This is a genomic window from Streptomyces sp. NPDC025638 (assembly GCF_055558775.1).
Map to the genome: position 1 here is coordinate 182,198 of NZ_JBVHLX010000016.1, position 17,255 is coordinate 199,452.

Here is a 17,255-nt window from a genome sequence, read left to right on the forward strand (position 1 = left end):
AGCGGCACTATCCTTCTGCGCAATGCTTGGATAGTGGCACTTCCCAAGGAAAGGCGCAAGGCATGCGGCTTGCCGAGCTGAGTGAGCGCAGCGGTGTGTCCACCGCGACGATCAAGTACTACCTGCGCGAAGGGCTGTTGGCGCCGGGCCGCCAGGTCAACGCGACGACCGCCGAGTACGACGAGGAGCATCTGCGCCGGCTGCGACTGGTGCGCGCGATGATCCAGGTCGGCCGGCTGCCGGTGGCGACGGTGCGGGAGGTGCTGGAGCATGTCGACGACGACTCGCTGGGCCGCACCATCCGGCTGGGCGCCGCCCTGTGGGCGCTGCCGCAGGTGCCGGAGCCGGACGAGGACGACGAGTACGTCCAGGCCGCCCATCGTGAGGCGGACGGACTGCTGGAGGTGCTGGGCTGGACCAACGCCCAGATGCTGACCACCATCTCCCCCTCGTACCGCTCCCTGGTGGTGGCGATCGCCGCGTTCCGCCGGCTCGGCTACGAATGGGACGCCCAACGACTGGTCTTCTACGCGATGTTGATGCACGAGGCGGCGCGGTACGACCTGGACTTCGTGGAGGCGCAGCCGTCGGAGGCGGAGAAGGCGGAGAGCGCGGTGATCTCGGCGGTGCTGGTCGAGCCGATGCTCCAGGCGCTGCACCGGCTGGCCCAGGAGGAGGAGTCGGCGCGGCGGTACGGCTTCGAGTAACGCCGAAGGCCCCCCACCGAGGTGGAGGGCCTTCGTCCGATGTACCCCCGACCGGATTCGAACCGGCGCTACCGCCTTGAGAGGGCGGCGTGCTAGGCCGCTACACAACGGGGGCGAGGATCTTACGTTTCCGCAGATCCGAGCTGGTCTACCTGGACTCGAACCAAGACTAACTGAACCAGAATCAGTCGTGCTGCCAATTACACCATAGACCAATGATGGTTTAGACCAGTCAGTACCCCCGACCGGATTCGAACCGGCGCTACCGCCTTGAGAGGGCGGCGTGCTAGGCCGCTACACAACGGGGGCCCTAGCGATTCCGAGTTGATCGGAACCAGTACCCCCGACCGGATTCGAACCGGCGCTACTGCCTTGAGAGGGCAGCGTGCTAGGCCGCTACACAACGGGGGCTTGCGGATGGGATCCGCGGGTGCAGATGAGCTCTGCGAGCTGGCCTACCTGGACTCGAACCAAGACTAACTGAACCAGAATCAGTCGTGCTGCCAATTACACCATAGGCCACTGGAACGCAAGCCCTTGAGGGGATCTTGTTCTAGTTTCGCGCCCCGGGGTCCCGGTCTTCCGACCAGCTCCCCTCGGCGCAGGAAGAACATTACCCGAAGGTGGACGGCGCTCCAAAACGGGTATCCGCGCCGACGATGGCGGGGAGTTCGGCGAGGGTGGAGATCCGGTGGGGTACGGCGGCCCCCGCACCGTCCGCGTACACCCCGCCGCGATCGATCCACACGGACAGCAGACCGGCCTCGGCGGCGCCCCGCCCGTCGATCTCCGGGTGGTCGCCGACGTACGCGACCTGGTGCGGGGCGAGCTCCAGGGCGTCGCAGGCAGCGAGGAACGCCTCGGCCTTCGGCTTGGAGACGCCCAGTTCGGCCGCGCACAGGACGGCCTCGAAGCGGTCGCGCAGGCCGAGCACACGCAGTTTGCGGTCCTGGACCGTGAGGCTGGAGTTGGACAGCACCGCGTGCCGGTGGCTGGCGGCGAGGGCGTCGAGGGCGGGCAGGACGTCCGGGAACAGGTTCCAGGCGGCCTCGTAGTGACCGACGTAACGCTGGAACCAGGCGTCCGCCTCGGCGTCGGTCAGCTCCTGGTCCAGGAACACCCGTACGCGGTCGCGCCGCTGACCCTCGAAGGACGTCTCCCCCGCCGAGAACCGGGCCCACTGCTGATCGGTGATCTCCCGCCAGCGCACCAGGGCCCGCTCCGGGGTCCCATGCCCGTGGAGCAAGCCCTCGGCCGCCAGATGGGAGCGCATGCCCTCGCGATCCGCGCTGGTGTAGTCGAAGAGGGTGTCGTCCACGTCCCAGATCACGGCCCTGATCGTCATGTCCCCACCCTAGGGGGTGTCGTTCGGATCATCCCGGCGTCGCGGGCCCTTGCACGCACTCCCCCAAGCTCTCGGCTTCGCTCGACCAGGGGGCACCCCCATGCCCCCGCTCGCGGTCGGCCGGACCGCACCCCTCGTCACAGCCGGCCTGATCCGGACGACACCCCCTAGGCCGAACACCTGCTCCCGTCAGGACAGCGCGAGGGGCGGCGACCGGTGGTCCGGTTGCCGCCCCTCGGTGTGCGTGCTACGCCGTGCGTGCTACGCCGTCAGCTTCGCCAGGGCCGCGTCGATGCGGGCCAGGGTCTTCTCCTTGCCCAGGATCTCCAGGGACTCGAAGAGCGGCAGACCGACCGTGCGGCCGGTGACCGCCACGCGGACCGGGGCCTGGGCCTTGCCGAGCTTGAGGCCGTGCGCCTCACCGGCGGCCAGGACGGCCTCCTTCAGGGACTCCGCGGAGGTCCAGTCGGCCGCGTCCAGCTTCTCGCGGGCCGTGCGCAGCATGGCGTCGGAGCCCTCCTTCATGGCCTTCGTCCAGCTCGCCTCGTCGAAGACCGGCTCGGCGAGGAACAGGAAGTCGACGTTGTCGGTGATCTCGTCGAGGACCTTGAGGCGGGTCTGCGCGTGCGAGGCGATGGCCTGCCACTTCGTCTCGTCGAAGTCCTCCGGGGCCCACGGGGCGAACGGGGCCTGGAGCCACGGCCGGCAGCGCTCGGTGAAGTCCTTCACATCGAGCAGGCGGATGTGGTCGCCGTTGATCGCCTCGGCCTTCTTCAGGTCGAAGCGCGCCGGGTTCGGGTTCACGTCGGAGACGTCGAAGGCCGCGACCATCTCGTCCATCGAGAAGATGTCCTGGTCGGCCGAGAGCGACCAGCCGAGCAGCGAGAGGTAGTTGAGCAGGCCCTCCGGGAGGAAGCCGCGCTCGCGGTAGAGGTTCAGCGACGACTGCGGGTCGCGCTTGGACAGCTTCTTGTTGCCCTCTCCCATCACGTACGGCAGATGCCCGAAGGACGGGATCTGCTTCGCGACGCCGAGCTCGATCAGCGCCTTGTACAGGGCGATCTGGCGGGGGGTGGAGGAGAGCAGGTCCTCGCCGCGCAGTACGTGGGTGATCTCCATCAGCGCGTCGTCGACCGGGTTCACCAGCGTGTACAGCGGGGCGCCGTTCGCGCGGACGATGCCGTAGTCCGGCACGTTCTCCGGGGTGAAGGTCAGCTCGCCGCGGACCAGGTCCGTGAAGGTGATCGTCTCGTCGGGCATCCGGAAGCGGACGATCGGGGTGCGGCCCTGGGCCCGGTACTGCTCGACCTGCTCGGCGGTCAGGTCGCGGCAGTGGCCGTCGTAGCCGGACGGCTTGCCCGCCGCGCGCGCGGCCTCACGGCGGGTGTCCAGCTCCTCCTGGGAGCAGTAGCAGCGGTAGGCGTGACCGCCGTCCAGGAGCTTTTCCGCGACGTCCTTGTAGAGGTCCATGCGCTGCGACTGGCGGTAGGGCGCGTGCGGGCCGCCGACCTCGGGGCCCTCGTCCCAGTCGAAGCCCAGCCAGCGCATCGCGTCGAGCAGCTGGTTGTACGACTCCTCGGAGTCGCGGGCCGCGTCGGTGTCCTCGATGCGGAAGACCAGGGTGCCCTGGTGGTGCCGGGCGAACGCCCAGTTGAACAGGGCGGTGCGGACCAGTCCCACATGGGGGTTACCGGTGGGCGAGGGGCAGAAACGGACGCGTACGGGGGAGCCGGATGCGCTAGCCACGCTTGACAACCTTGTTGGTGAGAGTGCCGATGCCTTCGATGGTGACGGCGACCTCGTCGCCGACGTGCAGGGGGCCGACCCCAGCCGGGGTGCCCGTGAGGATCACGTCGCCGGGCAGCAGCGTCATGGCCTCGGAGATGTTGACGATCAGATCCTCGATGGGGTGGATCATCTCGCTCGTACGGCCCAGCTGGCGCTGTTCGCCGTTGACGGTGAGCTGGACGGTCAGGTCGTTCGCGGCGGCGAGGTCCAGGTCCGTCTCCACCCAGGGGCCGAGCGGGCAGGCCGTGTCGAAGCCCTTGGCCCGGGCCCACTGCTTCTCGCGCCGCTGGACGTCGCGGGCGGTCACGTCGTTGGCGCAGGTGTAGCCGAAGATCACGTCCTTGACGCGGTCGCGCGGCACCTCGCGGCACATACGGCCGATGACCACGGCCAGCTCCGCCTCGTGGTGGAGCTCCTCGGAGAAGGAGGGGTACTGGATCTCGTCGCCGGGGCCGATCACCGAGGTGGACGGCTTGAAGAAGGCGAACGGGGCGTCGGGGACCTCGTTGCCCAGCTCCCTGGCGTGCTCCGCGTAGTTGCGGCCGAAGGCCACGACCTTGTTGGGGAGCACCGGCGGGAGCAGCCGGACCTTGCTCAGCGGCACCTTCGTACCGGAGAGCTCGTGGTCCGCGAACGGGATGCCCTTGATGATGTCCAGGACGAGCTCGTCCTGCTTTTCGCCCTCGACCGCGCCGAAGGCGACGTTCCCGTCGATGGAGAACCTGGCGATGCGCACGGGATCCTTGCGCCCCTTAACTGAGCCGGCTGGAGTCTGACGCTCCAGGCTAACGCGGCAAAGGGGGGCGCCCCGGAACTTCCGCGCCGACCGCCTTGAGCATCCGGCGGCCGGCCGCCGTACTACTGCGCAACGGAGGAGGTCACGGGGACCTCCATGAGGACGGTGCGCTTGGGGTTGGCGGTCTGGGCGGGCAGGTCGACGGAGTGTTCCGGCTGCTCCGGGGTCTGCAGTTCGCCGGCGTCCTCGAGGTGCGCCAGGGTCGTGCGACGCGGGTTGGCTATGTTGCGGAACATCATCGTCTTCACGGTTGTACGGGGCCCTGTCGTGAGTGGTTGGCAGAGAGTTACCTCTTGTAAAGCGTCAGGCTAAACATCCAATTCCCCGGTGAAGCCGCCAAGTGCCCTGGGTCTGCATGTGAGTTTGCTCACGACTCTGCACACAATCCGGTCAATTCAGGCTCGCAATCCATGGCAACGAAACGGACATTGCCCCACTGAAGCCTCCATTCCGCTCCTGATCATGGCGACTGGGACACCCCCTCGATTCCCGTTGCTCGCAAGGATTCGTCCGTTATGTACGAGGTCATCTTCTACGTCTCGTAACCTCCCGATCACTTGCTGTCACTCAGGTCACAGCTCGGTCCACGGCCCTTGTTGGAGATCCTGCACTGTGCTGGAATTCCACGGACCGCCGCGGGATCGAGCCGGCGCACGGGCGCAGAGCAGCGCCGAGCGGCGGCGAGAAGGGGGAGTCAGCGTCGGTCGCTCAAGAACACCCGGGGGCGTATTCAGGACGCTCCCCACAACGCCGACACCGTGTCCTTCCGTTCGCGCGGAGGGGCGCCTGGTCCAGAGGTTGCGACGCTAGTGCAGGGACGTTTCAAGAGGGATGGCAGCGCTTCGGCGGAGCCGGAGCCGCACGGCGGGACCGACCGCGGTTCCTCGCCCCAGCACGCCCAGAACCCGGGCCCGGTTCCCATCGGCGACGGCGGTGAGCGCTCCGGGCGCCCCGGCGCGGCCGTGTCGCCGAGCCCCGCGCCGACAGTGAAGTCCGTCCAGGGTCCGACCGGCCCCGGTCCGCGAATAGCACTGCGCAACTGGCGCATCTCCACGCGCCTGGTGTCGCTGCTCGCGCTCCCCGTGGTCGCGGCCACCTCGCTGGGCGCGCTGCGCATCAGCGACTCCATGACCGACATCCAGCAGCTCGACAACATGAAGCTGCTGACGGACATGACCAAGCAGGCCACCGAACTGGCCAACGCGCTCCAGGAGGAGCGCGACCAGTCCGCCGGTCCGCTGGCCCACGGCCTCAAGGCGACCGACTACACGGTCAAGGGCTACCAGGACAAGACCGACCGGGCGAAGCAGAACTTCATCGACTCCTCCGAGGAGATCGACGCGGCGAGCAAGAACGGTCAGCTCCAGGGCGTCCGTGACAGCCTCGTCGGCCTGGTCGGCCAGCTGGAGGGTCTCGCGAAGATCCGCCGGAGTGCCTACGCGTCCAAGGACAACTCGACGCAGACCGTCGAGTCGTACCACCGGCTGATCACCCAGCTGGTCGACCTCTCGCAGGACATGGCGGAGGCCTCCAGCAACCCCGAGATGATCCAGCGCACCCGCGCCCTGGCGGCGTTCTCCGCCGCCAAGGAGTACGCGTCCGTGCAGCGTGCCGTCATCGCCGCGGCGCTGCCCGACAACAACACGACGCCCGGCAAGCTCTCGGACAACGACCGGCTCTACGGCCAGTCGGCACTGTCCAGCGAGGGCTCCGAGCTCACGATCTTCCGGAAGATCTACGCGGGCGGCAACGTCGCCGAGCTCCTCAAGCCGATCGACTCGGGCAACCCGACGATCGAGTCCGCGGACACCTACGCCAAGCGCGCCCTGAGCGGCCCCAGTGGCCTCACCGACCAGAGCAAGCGCTCCTACCGCGACTGGGTGGACGACAGCTCGACCAAGCTCGAGCAGATGAAGAAGATCGAGCACTCACTGCTCGAGGACATGGAGCAGAAGGCCCGCGAGCTGCGCAACGCCACCGAGCGCGACGCGATCATCTCCGGTGCGCTGATCCTCCTCGTCCTCGGCGTGTCGCTGGTCGGCGCCTTCGTCGTGGCCCGCTCCATGATCCGCTCGCTGCGCCGCCTTCAGGAGACCGCCACCAAGGTCGCCCAGGACCGGCTGCCCGAGCTGGTCAAGCAGCTGTCCGAGTCCGACCCGCAGGACGTCGACACGTCCGTGGAGTCGGTCGGTGTGCACTCCCGGGACGAGATCGGCCAGGTGGCCGCGGCCTTCGACGACGTGCACCGCGAGGCGGTCCGCCTCGCCGCCGAGCAGGCCCTGCTCCGGGGCAACGTCAACGCGATGTTCACCAACCTCTCGCGCCGCTCCCAGGGCCTCATCCAGCGCCAGCTGTCGCTGATCTCCGAACTGGAGTCCCGCGAGGCCGACCCGGACCAGCTGTCCTCGCTGTTCAAGCTCGACCACCTCGCGACGCGTATGCGCCGTAACGGTGAAAACCTTCTCGTTCTCGCCGGTGAAGAGCCCGGCCGCCGCTGGACCCGCCCGGTCCCGCTGGTCGACGTCCTGCGCGCCGCCGCGTCCGAGGTGGAGCAGTACGAGCGCATCGAGCTGGCCGCCGTGCCGACCACCGAGGTCGCGGGCCGCGTGGTCAACGACCTCGTCCACCTGCTCGCCGAGCTGCTCGAGAACGCCACCTCGTTCTCCTCGCCGCAGACCAAGGTCAAGGTCACCGGTCACGCCCTGCCCGACGGCCGGGTGCTGATCGAGATCCACGACACCGGTATCGGCCTCTCCCCCGAGGACCTCGCGGCGATCAACGAGCGGCTCGCCTCGCCGCCCACCGTGGACGTCTCGGTGTCCCGCCGCATGGGTCTGTTCGTGGTCGGTCGTCTGTCGCAGCGCCACGGCATCCGCATCCAGCTCCGCCCGTCCGACTCCGGTGGTACGACCGCGCTGGTCATGCTCCCCGTCGATGTCGCCCAGGGCGGCAAGAAGCCCGCTCCCGGCAAGCCCGGCGCCCCCGCGGCGAATGGCGGTCCGGCCGCCGCGCAGGCAGCGGCCGGTGCGGCCGCGGCCCGCCGCGGCAACCAGGGCGGCTCCCTCGGTGCCGGTGCCCCCGGTGGCGCCCTCGGTGCCGGCGGTGCCTTCGGCGGCGGTGCGCCGTCCGGCGGCGGACGTCTCGGCTCGAGCCCCGGCGCGCGGGGCCAGGTCGGCTCCGGCCAGGGTCCGCGGGCGGCGCTGCCCGGCGCGGGCCAGGGCGGCCGTCCCGGTGCGCAGGGTGGCGCGCGTGGTCCGCAGGGCCAGGCAGCGAACCAGCAGGGCCGGCCCTCGCCGGCCGGTACCGGAGCGGGTGCCGGCTTCGGCGGACAGGCGCCGCAGGGTCTGCAGGCGGCGGGCACGGGCGCGCCCCAGCAGGACATGTTCGGCGGCCGCGGTCCCGCGGCGCCGAAGCACGGCAACAACGCCTCCGACCAGGGCCGGCAGCTCCCGCCGCGCGGCGGTGCGCGGGCCGAGCTGCCCGGCGGCAACCCGCAGCAGCGCACCCCGAGCTGGAGCGACGACAACGCGCAGCCGCAGGTCTCCCGCGCCTCGCTGGACGCCCCGCGCGGCCACGACGAGCAGGACCCGACGCAGACCGCGCGCATGCCGCGCGTCGACGACCGGCAGGGCCCGGGTTCGACGGCCGATATTCCGGTGGTCCCCCGCCAGGACTTCAACAGCGCCCAGAACACCGGCCAGTTCGCCCGCCCCGGCACGAACGGCCCGCAGAACACGGGCTCGTTCGTCCGCCCCGACGTCTTCGGCACTCCGGCCGGGCAGCCGAACGGCTCCGGCACGGGCCAGTTCGCCGCCCCGCAGGCCTACGACGCCGGTTCCACCGGCCAGTTCCCCGCGCCGGGCTACGACGGCAGCTCCACCGGTCAGTACTCCCTGCCCGGGCGCCAGAACCTCGCCCAGCCGACGGGCCAGTACGAGCGGCCGCAGGCGGGCGACTTCGGCGGGCAGCGTCCGCCGGCCCCGCAGCAGCGTCCGGTCCGTCAGGAGCCCGAGGCGCTGCCGCCGGCGAGCGGTCCGGGCGACGGTCGTACCCCGCTGTACGACACCCTGGAGACCAACTGGTTCCACGGCGGCCAGCAGGGAGGGCAGCAGAGCAACGGCTCGGCGCCGGCCCCGCAGCAGTCGCAGGGTCCCGCTCCCTCAGCCGCTCCGGCGGCCCCCCAGCGTCCCGCTCCGAGTGCCTGGCGCAGCTCGCCGAACGACGATCTCGTCCGGCAGGCAGAACGCGTACGGCAGCCGGCCGCGGGCGGCGTCACCACCTCCGGCCTGCCGCGCCGGGTGCCCCGGGCGAACCTCGTACCGGGCACGGCTCAGCAGCAACAGCACCAAGCCGGTCCGCAGGTCTCGCGTGCGCCTGACGACGTACGCGGCCGGCTGACCAACCTCCGTCGGGGTATCGCGCAGGGTCGGCAGGCCAACACCGGCCAGACCGGCAGCTACCCGAGCCCCACTCACCAGCAGGAGCGTTAGTTGAGCCAGATGAGCCAGGCGGCACAGAACCTCAACTGGTTGATCACCAACTTCGTGGACAACACCCCTGGTGTGTCCCACACCGTCGTCGTGTCCGCCGACGGTCTCCTTCTGGCGATGTCGGAAGGCTTCCCGCGGGACCGCGCCGACCAGCTTGCGGCCGTCGCGTCCGGGCTCACCTCGCTGACGGCCGGGGCCTCCCGGATCTTCGAGGGCGGCAACGTGGCGCAGACGGTCGTCGAGATGGAGCGCGGGTTCCTCTTCCTCATGTCGGTCTCGGACGGCTCGTCCCTCGCGGTCCTGGCCCACCCCGAGTGCGACATCGGCCTCGTCGGCTACGAGATGGCACTGCTCGTCGACCGTGCAGGGGCGGTCCTCACGCCGGACCTGCGCGCCGAACTCCAGGGCAGTCTGCTCCACTGACCGGCCCCGGTACCACCCACCTCACGAAATCACCGTCCGGCCGCCACAATCCCCCCACCGGCCCTGTCAGACGGCACGACTGCCCGACCTGCTGTCCCGCCCGGAGGATTCATGACCCCGCCCACCGCCTCTCATGATCCGTACGCGGAGCCGTACGGGGACGAGGGCGACCAGCCGCTGGTACGTCCATATGCGATGACCGGCGGCCGGACGCGGCCGCGCTATCAGCTCGCCATAGAGGCGCTGATAAGCACCACGGCCGACCCGGCAGCGCTCATGGGGCTGCTCCCGGAGCACCAGCGCATCTGCCACCTGTGCCGTGAGGTGAAGTCGGTCGCGGAGGTGTCGGCGCTCCTCTCCATGCCGCTCGGTGTGGCCCGGATCCTGGTCGCCGACCTCGCCGAGGCCGGCCTGGTCGCCATCCACCAGCCGGGTGGCGACGAGAACAACGGCGGCGCTCCGGATGTGACGCTGCTCGAAAGGGTGCTCAGTGGACTTCGCAAGCTCTGACGCGGGCCGGGCCACCACCTCCGCGAAGATCGTGGTGGCGGGCGGCTTCGGCGTGGGCAAGACCACGTTCGTCGGCGCCGTCTCGGAGATCAACCCGCTGCGCACGGAGGCCGTCATGACGTCCGCCAGCGCGGGCATCGACGACCTGACCCACACCGGGGACAAGACGACCACCACGGTCGCCATGGACTTCGGCCGTATCACGCTCGACCAGGACCTGATCCTGTACCTGTTCGGTACGCCCGGTCAGGACCGTTTCTGGTTCATGTGGGACGACCTGGTGCGCGGTGCGATCGGCGCCGTCGTGCTGGTGGACACCCGTCGTCTGGCCGACTGCTTCCCGGCCGTGGACTACTTCGAGAACAGCGGTCTGCCGTTCGTCGTCGCGCTCAACGGCTTCGACGGGCAGCAGCCCTACCAGCCGGAAGAGGTGCGCGAGGCGCTGCAGATCGGCCCCGACACCCCGATCATCACGACCGACGCCCGGCACCGGGCCGATGCCAAGAGCGCGCTGATCACACTGGTCGAGCACGCCCTCATGGCACGGTTGAGGTAGCACGCAAGTCGAAAGTGGCATACGGCAGTTGTCGTATACGTTGCGGAGCCGGCTGTGGCCTTTGACACGGTCGGCTCCGGTGTTCATAACGTTTCGGCAGAGGAATCAGGTGGTATCGCCACGCGTCGCGGTCGATCGGTGCCGCTGCGCTCACAAAAGCCCCGCCTTTTGGCGGGGCTCGCTCTTTTTGACCGTTTTATCTGGGGCTTACATCCCTCCCAATCCAAGGTTTGCACTGTTTGGAAGTGCGCTGGTCGACGTGCTGGAATGCCTGAACTGCCCAATAGTCAAAGACGTACTCAGTAGTGGTCTGTGACACACCGGGCTTGAGAGACTGCGGCACGTCGTAGGTGCCCGCCGCCGAGAGGTTGTTGGTCGAGTGAGGCGAAGCAAGAACGGTCCCGAGCCGTCGGCACGGGGCAACTTCACCCCGCCGCCGCGCGCTGCGGCGCCCACCCCTGTGCCAGGCTCGGAGCCGGCGGCCGCCCCCGCGAAGAGCGGCGGCCGTTTCTCCCCGCGCAACTGGCGAGTGCCTACCAGGCTGAACGCGATCCTGCTCATACCCGTGCTGGTCGGCCTCGTCATGGGCGGCTTCCAGGTGAAGAGCTCGATCGACACCTGGCAGGAGGCCCAGGACGCCGAGAACACCGCGCGCCTGGTGCGCGCCTCCCTCGGCTACGCGGACGCCCTCTACAACGAGCGTGACGTCACGGCGGCGCCGCTGCTGCAGGGCAAGGGCCAGAGCAACAGCACCGTCGTCTCGGCCCGCAAGCAGACGGACGAGGCCGCCGACGCCTTCGACCAGGCCGCGCAGAACATGCCGCAGAAGGCGGGCCTGCAGCGCCGCCTGAAGCTGTTCCGCGAGGAGGAGCCGAAGCTCCAGGACCTGCGCGCCGCGGCCTACACCCCCAAGATGACCGGCGTGAACACCGAAGAGGGGTACGTCGGGATCGCCCACCCTCTGATGGAGTTCGCCAACGAGCTCGGTCTGGGCACCGGCAACATCACCTCCTACGGCCGTACCGTCTACGCCATCTCGCTGACCAAGGCCGCCCTCTCGCTGGAGCGCGGGATCGGCATGCACCTGCTGATCAAGCCCGGCCCGGACCAGCCGAACCTGGCGACCCAGCGGGTGTCCCTGTCCTCGTACGCCTACCTGGAGCGGATCGCCGTCGAGGAGTACGTCGGCGGTGGCACCGAGTCCGACGCGCAGAAGCTCAGCGACGCCGAGACGAAGATCAAGACCGACGGCGCGGCGATGGCCGAGGCGGCCAAGGGCAAGGACCCGAGCTACGTGCCCCCGCCCAGCGTGACGAAGATGGTCGCGGCCCTGGCCCAGCTGCCCGACACCAGCACCACCACCCGCGCCGCTCTCGCCACCAAGGGCATCACCGCGCAGAACTGGTGGGCGGTCAACACACTCAAGTACGACGCCTACCGCCAGATCGAGTTCGGTCTCGCCGACAAGGCGGTGGACGAGGCCTCCGGCATCGCCGACGACGCCAAGACCTCCGCGTTCATCACCGGTGCCACGGTCGTGGTCGCCCTGCTCGCCGCGTTCATCCTGGCCGGCATGGTGGCCCGCCAGATGAGCCGCTCGATGCGCCAGCTGCGCAACGCCGCCTTCGGCATCGCCGAGCAGCGGCTGCCGATGCTGGTCGACCAGCTCTCCCGCACCGACCCCGGCCGGGTCGACACCCGGGTCGCGCCGATCCCGATCACCTCGACCGACGAGATCGGCGAAGTCGCCCGCGCCTTCGACCAGGTCCACCGCGAGGCCGTCCGGCTCGCCGCCGAGCAGGCCCTGCTGCGGGGCAACATCAACGCGATCTTCACCAACCTCTCGCGCCGCAACCAGTCTTTGATCGAGGGCCAGCTGACCCTGATCACCGACCTGGAGAACAACGAGGCCGACCCGGACCAGCTGGAGAACCTCTTCCGTCTGGACCACCTCGCGACCCGTATGCGCCGCAACGGCGAGAACCTCCTGGTCCTCGCGGGCGAGGAGCCCGGCCGCCGCTGGGACCAGCCGGTCCCGCTGGTCGACGTCCTGCGCGCCGCCTCCTCCGAGGTGGAGCAGTACGAGCGCATCGAGCTCTCCGGCGTCCCGGAGGCCGAGATCCACGGCCGCGCCGTGACCGACCTCGTGCACCTGCTCGCCGAGCTGCTGGAGAACGCCACCACGTTCTCCTCGCCGCAGACCAAGGTCCGCGTCACCGCGACCCGTCTGCCCGACGGCCGCGTGATGATCGAGATCCACGACAAGGGCATCGGCCTGACGGCCGAGGACTTCGCGGACATCAACCACAAGCTGGCCAACCCGCCGACCGTGGACGCCGCGATCTCCCAGCGCATGGGTCTCTTCGTGGTCGGCCGGCTGTCCGACCGGCACGGCATCCGCGTCCAGCTGCGCCCCTCGGGCGAGCAGGCCGGCACGACCTCCCTGGTCATGCTGCCGGACGCGATCACGCACGGTGGCGGTGGCGAGCAGCCGCTGGACCGCGACGAGTTCACGGTCTCCCAGATCATCCCGGAGCAGCAGTTCCAGGGTGAGAGCTTCAACCAGCTGCAGCAGCCTCCGATGCGCACGGCGGCCGAGCTCGGCTTCGACGACAGCCGCTACGCCGACGTCCCCGACGACATCCGCGACCTGGACCCCGTGGGCCGCTCGCTGATGCGCGAGGAGCGCCGCGCGGCCCTGGAGTCCCAGTCCACGGCAGGCCAGGCCCCCCAGGAGGACCCGCAGGCCCCCGCGTACGACGAGTTCGACGCCCGACAGGGCTACGACGGCAGCCGTACGGGCTACCAGGAGCAGCCGGCGGCCTACGACCCGCAGGCTGCGTACGAGGAGCAGCAGGGCGCGTACGCGGAGCCGCAGCAGCCGTCGTACGACGAGCAGTACTTCGCGCCGAACGGCGGTCTGCCCAGCGGCGACGGCTTCGCGCCCAACGGCGGCTACCCGGAGCCCACGTATGCGGAGGCGGCCCAGGAGGGGCCCGCCGCCGCGCACAACGCGGCCCCCGAGGGCTATCCGGCCTACGAGGAGCAGTCCTACCAGGACGACTGGCCGCAGCAGGACGGCTACCAGAACGGGTACCCGGCCCAGTACGCTCCCGAAGCGGAATCCGCGCAGGCCGGTGACGTGAACGAGCGTGACCGCGTAGGCTTCGACCGTCCGGGCGCGGCCAACTCCGCCGCCCACCAGCTGACCGACGCCGGGCTGCCCCGCCGCGGATCCATCGCGAGCGGCACGAACGGCTCGAACGGCTCGAACGGGGCGGGGCGCGCACACCGGGAGGCACCGGCCTCCGTGCCGGAGACCAACGGCGACGGCTGGCGTTCGGCGAACGACGAGCGCTGGCAGCAGGCCTCGCAGCTCCGGAAGCCCAAGGCGGGCGGAGTCACCTCCTCCGGACTGCCGCGGCGCGTGCCCAAGGCCAACCTGGTCGAGGGAGCCGCCGAGACCACCCCTCAGGGAGGCCCACAGGTCTCCCGCGCCCCGGAGGACGTCCGGGGCAGGCTGAGCAACCTGCGTCGAGGCGTCCAGCGCGGACGCAGCGCACGCAGTGAAACGAACGGCCAGGGCTTCGGCCCTGACAGCACCTACAACCAGGAGCGTTAGTGTGAGCCCGATGAGCCAGGCGGCACAGAACCTGAACTGGTTGATCACCAACTTCGTGGACAACACCCCGGGGGTGTCCCACACGGTGGTGGTCTCCGCCGACGGACTCCTTCTGGCTATGTCCGAAGGCTTCCCCCGCGACCGCGCCGATCAGCTCGCGGCCGTCGCCTCCGGTCTGACGTCGCTGACGGCAGGCGCCTCCCGGATCTTCGAGGGAGGCAGCGTGAATCAGACGGTTGTGGAGATGGAGCGGGGATTCCTGTTCCTCATGTCCATTTCCGATGGTTCGTCGCTGGCTGTCCTGGCCCACCCCGAGGCGGACATCGGCCTCATCGGGTACGAAATGGCACTCCTGGTCGACCGCGCAGGCACGGTTCTCACCCCGGACCTGCGCGCCGAACTCCAGGGAAGCCTTCTCAACTAACAATCAGACGGTGCGTTTTCGCGTCCCGGGGCCGTAAGGTTTCGGGACGCGGCTCCACAGGGATTGGGTGCCCGGCACGGTCGGAGGAGGAGAGAAAGTGGCAACACCCCCAGGCGGTTCGAATACGGGGAACTGGTCGTACGGCCCTGCCCAGGGCCAGGGCGACGGTTCCGCGAACCGGTACAACTTCCCCTCCGCCCCGAGCCACCGGCAGCCGTACGCGCCGCAGGGCCCCGGTCCTTCGCCGTACGACCAGCCGTCGGCACCGCGCATTCAGCCGGTGCAGCCGCAGCGTCGTCCCGAGCCGGCGCCCGCCGGGGCGTCGAACAACCCCTTGGTGCGTCCGTACGCCATGACCGGTGGCCGGACCCGCCCGCGGTACCAGCTCGCCATCGAGGCACTGGTGCACACCACTGCGCAGCCGCACCAGATGCAGGGCCAGCTGCCCGAGCATCAGCGGATCTGCAACCTCTGCCGAGAGATCAAGTCGGTGGCCGAGATCTCGGCCCTGCTGACCATTCCCCTCGGCGTGGCCAGGATCCTCGTCGCCGACTTGGCGGAGGCGGGCCTGGTCGCCATCCATCAGCCCGGCGGCGACGAGAACGCCGGTGGCCAGCCAGACGTGACACTGCTCGAAAGGGTGCTCAGTGGACTTCGCAAGCTCTAGCGGCGGTCCTTCCCGCTCCACCACCTCCGCGAAGATCGTGGTGGCGGGCGGCTTCGGCGTGGGCAAGACCACGTTCGTCGGCGCCGTCTCGGAGATCAACCCGCTGCGCACAGAGGCCGTGATGACGTCCGCGTCTGCCGGCATCGACGACCTCACCCACACCGGGGACAAGACCACCACCACGGTGGCCATGGACTTCGGCCGTATCACCCTGGACCAGGACCTGATCCTGTACCTGTTCGGTACTCCCGGTCAGGACCGCTTCTGGTTCATGTGGGACGACCTCGTGCGCGGTGCGATCGGCGCGATCGTCCTGGTGGACACCCGGCGTCTCGCCGACTGCTTCCCCGCGGTCGACTACTTCGAGAACTCGGGCCTGCCCTTCGTCATCGCCCTCAACGGCTTCGACGGCAACCAGCCGTACCAGCCGGACGAGGTCCGCGAGGCCCTGCAGATCGGCCCCGACACCCCGATCATCACGACGGACGCCCGCCACCGCGCGGACGCCAAGTCGGCGCTCATCACTCTTGTGGAGCACGCCCTGATGGCTCGCCTCCGCTAGCAGAGCCCAGCTGCGTAAGGGGCGCCCTCTTTTCGGAGGGCGCCCCTTACGCATGGCCAGGGACACAGACATGCGCAGGCAGGCGCACTGAGAAGGGCCCCTCCCGGCCGGGAGGGGCCCTTCTCAGTGCTGCTGTGCGGGCGCGGCCTAGCCGTGCCAGCTGTGCGGGGCGCGGAAGCCGGGCTCGCGCTCCAGACGGCGCCAGCCGGCCTTCGCGCGGCCGCGGTGGGTCTGGGCGGTGGAGTCGGTCGGCTGGGCGGCCGCGCGGGCCAGGAGGACGGCCGTGATGGCGGCGACCTCCTCGGGCTCGGCGTGGCCCTTCTCGACGCGGATGTCAGGGGTGTTCATAAGTGTCAGTCTCCGTGAGAGAGGTTTCCGCGGGGGTACCGCGGAGGATCCGCCGGGTTACTGCGGGGGGTTGCCGTGCTTGCGCGACGGCAGGTCGGCGTGCTTGGTGTGCAGCATCGCCAGTGACTTGATGAGCACCTCGCGGGTCTCGGCCGGGTCGATGACGTCGTCGACCAGACCGCGCTCCGCCGCGTAGTACGGGTGCATGAGCTCGGCCTTGTACTCCTTGACCATCTTCTGGCGCATCGCCTCGGAGTCCTCGGCCGCGGCGATCTGCCGCCGGAAGATGACGTTGGCCGCGCCTTCCGCGCCCATGACGGCGATCTCGTTGGTCGGCCAGGCATACGTCAGGTCGGCACCGATGGACTGGCTGTCCATGACGATGTAGGCACCGCCGTACGCCTTGCGCAGGATCAGCGAGATCCTCGGCACCGTCGCGTTGCAGTACGCGTACAGCAGCTTCGCGCCGTGCCGAATGATCCCGCCGTGCTCCTGGTCGACACCGGGGAGGAACCCCGGAACGTCCAGGAACGTGACGATCGGGATATTGAAAGCGTCACACATCTGGACAAAGCGCGCAGCTTTTTCACTCGCCTCGATGTCCAGGACGCCCGCCAGCACCTGGGGCTGGTTGGCGATGATGCCGACGACCTGGCCGTCGAGGCGGGCCAGCGCGCAGATGATGTTGCGGGCCCAGCGCTCGTGGACCTCCAGGTATTCGCCGTCGTCGACGATCTCCTCGATCACCTTGGCCATGTCGTACGGCCGGTTGCCGTCCGCCGGCACCAGGTCCAGCAGGGCGTCGCTGCGCCGGTCGGCCTCGTCGGAGCACTCCACCCGCGGCGGGTTCTCGCGGTTGTTCTGCGGCAGGAGGGAGAGGAGGTAGCGCACCTCGTGGATGCAGGTCTCCTCGTCGTCGTACGCGAAGTGGCACACGCCGGAGGTCTCCGCGTGCACGTCCGCGCCGCCCAGACCGTTCTGGGTGATCTCCTCACCGGTGACCGCCTTGACCACGTC

At 69.6% G+C, this 17,255-nt stretch carries 15 protein-coding genes and 5 tRNA genes; 9 read left to right on the top strand and 11 right to left on the bottom strand.

From position 1 onward, the window contains the following. The first annotated feature begins 62 nt into the window (after positions 1–62). Positions 63–707, top strand: a complete 645-nt coding sequence (locus tag ACZ4EG_RS35440; protein WP_467793511.1) for a MerR family transcriptional regulator — start codon at positions 63–65, stop codon at positions 705–707. Between the two features lie 42 nt (positions 708–749). On the opposite strand, the gene ACZ4EG_RS35445 is transcribed toward ACZ4EG_RS35440, so the two are convergent. From ACZ4EG_RS35445 to ACZ4EG_RS35485, 9 genes are all read right to left on the bottom strand, one after another. Then, positions 750–822: transfer RNA gene (locus ACZ4EG_RS35445), tRNA-Glu, on the bottom strand. A gap of 28 nt (positions 823–850) precedes the next feature. Continuing rightward, positions 851–922 (bottom strand) — tRNA-Gln (locus tag ACZ4EG_RS35450). A 21-nt stretch (positions 923–943) separates the two neighbouring features. After that, a tRNA-Glu gene (locus ACZ4EG_RS35455) sits at positions 944–1,016 on the bottom strand. A gap of 29 nt (positions 1,017–1,045) precedes the next feature. After that, positions 1,046–1,118: transfer RNA gene (locus tag ACZ4EG_RS35460), tRNA-Glu, on the bottom strand. Positions 1,119–1,157: 39 nt separating this feature from the next. Beyond that, positions 1,158–1,229 (bottom strand) — tRNA-Gln (locus ACZ4EG_RS35465). Between the two features lie 91 nt (positions 1,230–1,320). Continuing rightward, a complete protein-coding gene (locus tag ACZ4EG_RS35470) occupies positions 1,321–2,052 on the bottom strand; it encodes an HAD family hydrolase (RefSeq protein ID WP_467793512.1) in 732 nt (243 codons plus the stop codon). A 261-nt stretch (positions 2,053–2,313) separates the two neighbouring features. Continuing rightward, positions 2,314–3,798, bottom strand: coding sequence for a glutamate--tRNA ligase (gene gltX / locus ACZ4EG_RS35475; RefSeq protein WP_467793513.1), 1,485 nt, complete (start codon positions 3,796–3,798; stop codon positions 2,314–2,316). Then, the gene (locus tag ACZ4EG_RS35480; RefSeq protein WP_453554237.1) at positions 3,791–4,576 is read right to left on the bottom strand and encodes a fumarylacetoacetate hydrolase family protein; all 786 of its coding nucleotides are present in this window, start codon (positions 4,574–4,576) and stop codon (positions 3,791–3,793) included. Before ACZ4EG_RS35480 ends, gltX begins: the two co-directional genes overlap by 8 nt. 122 nt (positions 4,577–4,698) lie before the next feature. Next, positions 4,699–4,875 carry a hypothetical protein gene (locus tag ACZ4EG_RS35485; RefSeq protein ID WP_263213114.1) on the bottom strand — a complete coding sequence of 59 codons (177 nt, stop codon included), beginning with the start codon at positions 4,873–4,875 and terminating at the stop codon, positions 4,699–4,701. A 570-nt stretch (positions 4,876–5,445) separates the two neighbouring features. On the opposite strand from ACZ4EG_RS35485, the gene ACZ4EG_RS35490 reads away from it, so the two are divergent. The 8 genes from ACZ4EG_RS35490 (at position 5,446) to ACZ4EG_RS35525 (ending at position 15,890) form a co-directional block, all read left to right on the top strand. Then, a complete protein-coding gene (locus ACZ4EG_RS35490) occupies positions 5,446–9,126 on the top strand; it encodes a sensor histidine kinase (RefSeq protein WP_467793514.1) in 3,681 nt (1,226 codons plus the stop codon). A gap of 9 nt (positions 9,127–9,135) precedes the next feature. Continuing rightward, positions 9,136–9,549, top strand: a complete 414-nt coding sequence (locus ACZ4EG_RS35495) for a roadblock/LC7 domain-containing protein (protein WP_003973453.1) — start codon at positions 9,136–9,138, stop codon at positions 9,547–9,549. Between the two features lie 111 nt (positions 9,550–9,660). After that, the gene (locus ACZ4EG_RS35500; protein WP_263213113.1) at positions 9,661–10,059 is read left to right on the top strand and encodes a DUF742 domain-containing protein; all 399 of its coding nucleotides are present in this window, start codon (positions 9,661–9,663) and stop codon (positions 10,057–10,059) included. Beyond that, complete coding sequence (locus ACZ4EG_RS35505) at positions 10,040–10,615, top strand: GTP-binding protein (RefSeq protein ID WP_067004841.1); 576 nt, start codon at positions 10,040–10,042, stop codon at positions 10,613–10,615. The genes ACZ4EG_RS35500 and ACZ4EG_RS35505 overlap by 20 nt, the downstream gene beginning before the upstream one ends. A gap of 379 nt (positions 10,616–10,994) precedes the next feature. Beyond that, positions 10,995–14,237 (top strand): sensor histidine kinase, encoded by a 3,243-nt coding sequence (locus ACZ4EG_RS35510; protein WP_467793515.1) that lies wholly within the window; start codon positions 10,995–10,997, stop codon positions 14,235–14,237. 10 nt (positions 14,238–14,247) lie between these two features. Then, on the top strand, positions 14,248–14,661 hold the full coding sequence (locus ACZ4EG_RS35515) for a roadblock/LC7 domain-containing protein (protein WP_030948713.1): 414 nt from the start codon (positions 14,248–14,250) through the stop codon (positions 14,659–14,661). A 97-nt stretch (positions 14,662–14,758) separates the two neighbouring features. Then, positions 14,759–15,328: a DUF742 domain-containing protein gene (locus ACZ4EG_RS35520; protein ID WP_363298782.1), complete on the top strand. Its 570-nt coding sequence runs from the start codon at positions 14,759–14,761 to the stop codon at positions 15,326–15,328. Continuing rightward, positions 15,309–15,890 carry a GTP-binding protein gene (locus tag ACZ4EG_RS35525; protein WP_071369867.1) on the top strand — a complete coding sequence of 194 codons (582 nt, stop codon included), beginning with the start codon at positions 15,309–15,311 and terminating at the stop codon, positions 15,888–15,890. The genes ACZ4EG_RS35520 and ACZ4EG_RS35525 overlap by 20 nt, the downstream gene beginning before the upstream one ends. A 147-nt stretch (positions 15,891–16,037) precedes the next feature. On the opposite strand, the gene ACZ4EG_RS35530 is transcribed toward ACZ4EG_RS35525, so the two are convergent. Both ACZ4EG_RS35530 and ACZ4EG_RS35535 read right to left on the bottom strand, forming a co-directional pair. Further along, positions 16,038–16,238, bottom strand: a complete 201-nt coding sequence (locus ACZ4EG_RS35530) for an acyl-CoA carboxylase subunit epsilon (RefSeq protein WP_363298783.1) — start codon at positions 16,236–16,238, stop codon at positions 16,038–16,040. Between the two features lie 57 nt (positions 16,239–16,295). Then, positions 16,296–17,255 (bottom strand): acyl-CoA carboxylase subunit beta (locus ACZ4EG_RS35535; protein WP_467793516.1); only part of this gene is annotated, 960 nt, incomplete at its 5' end.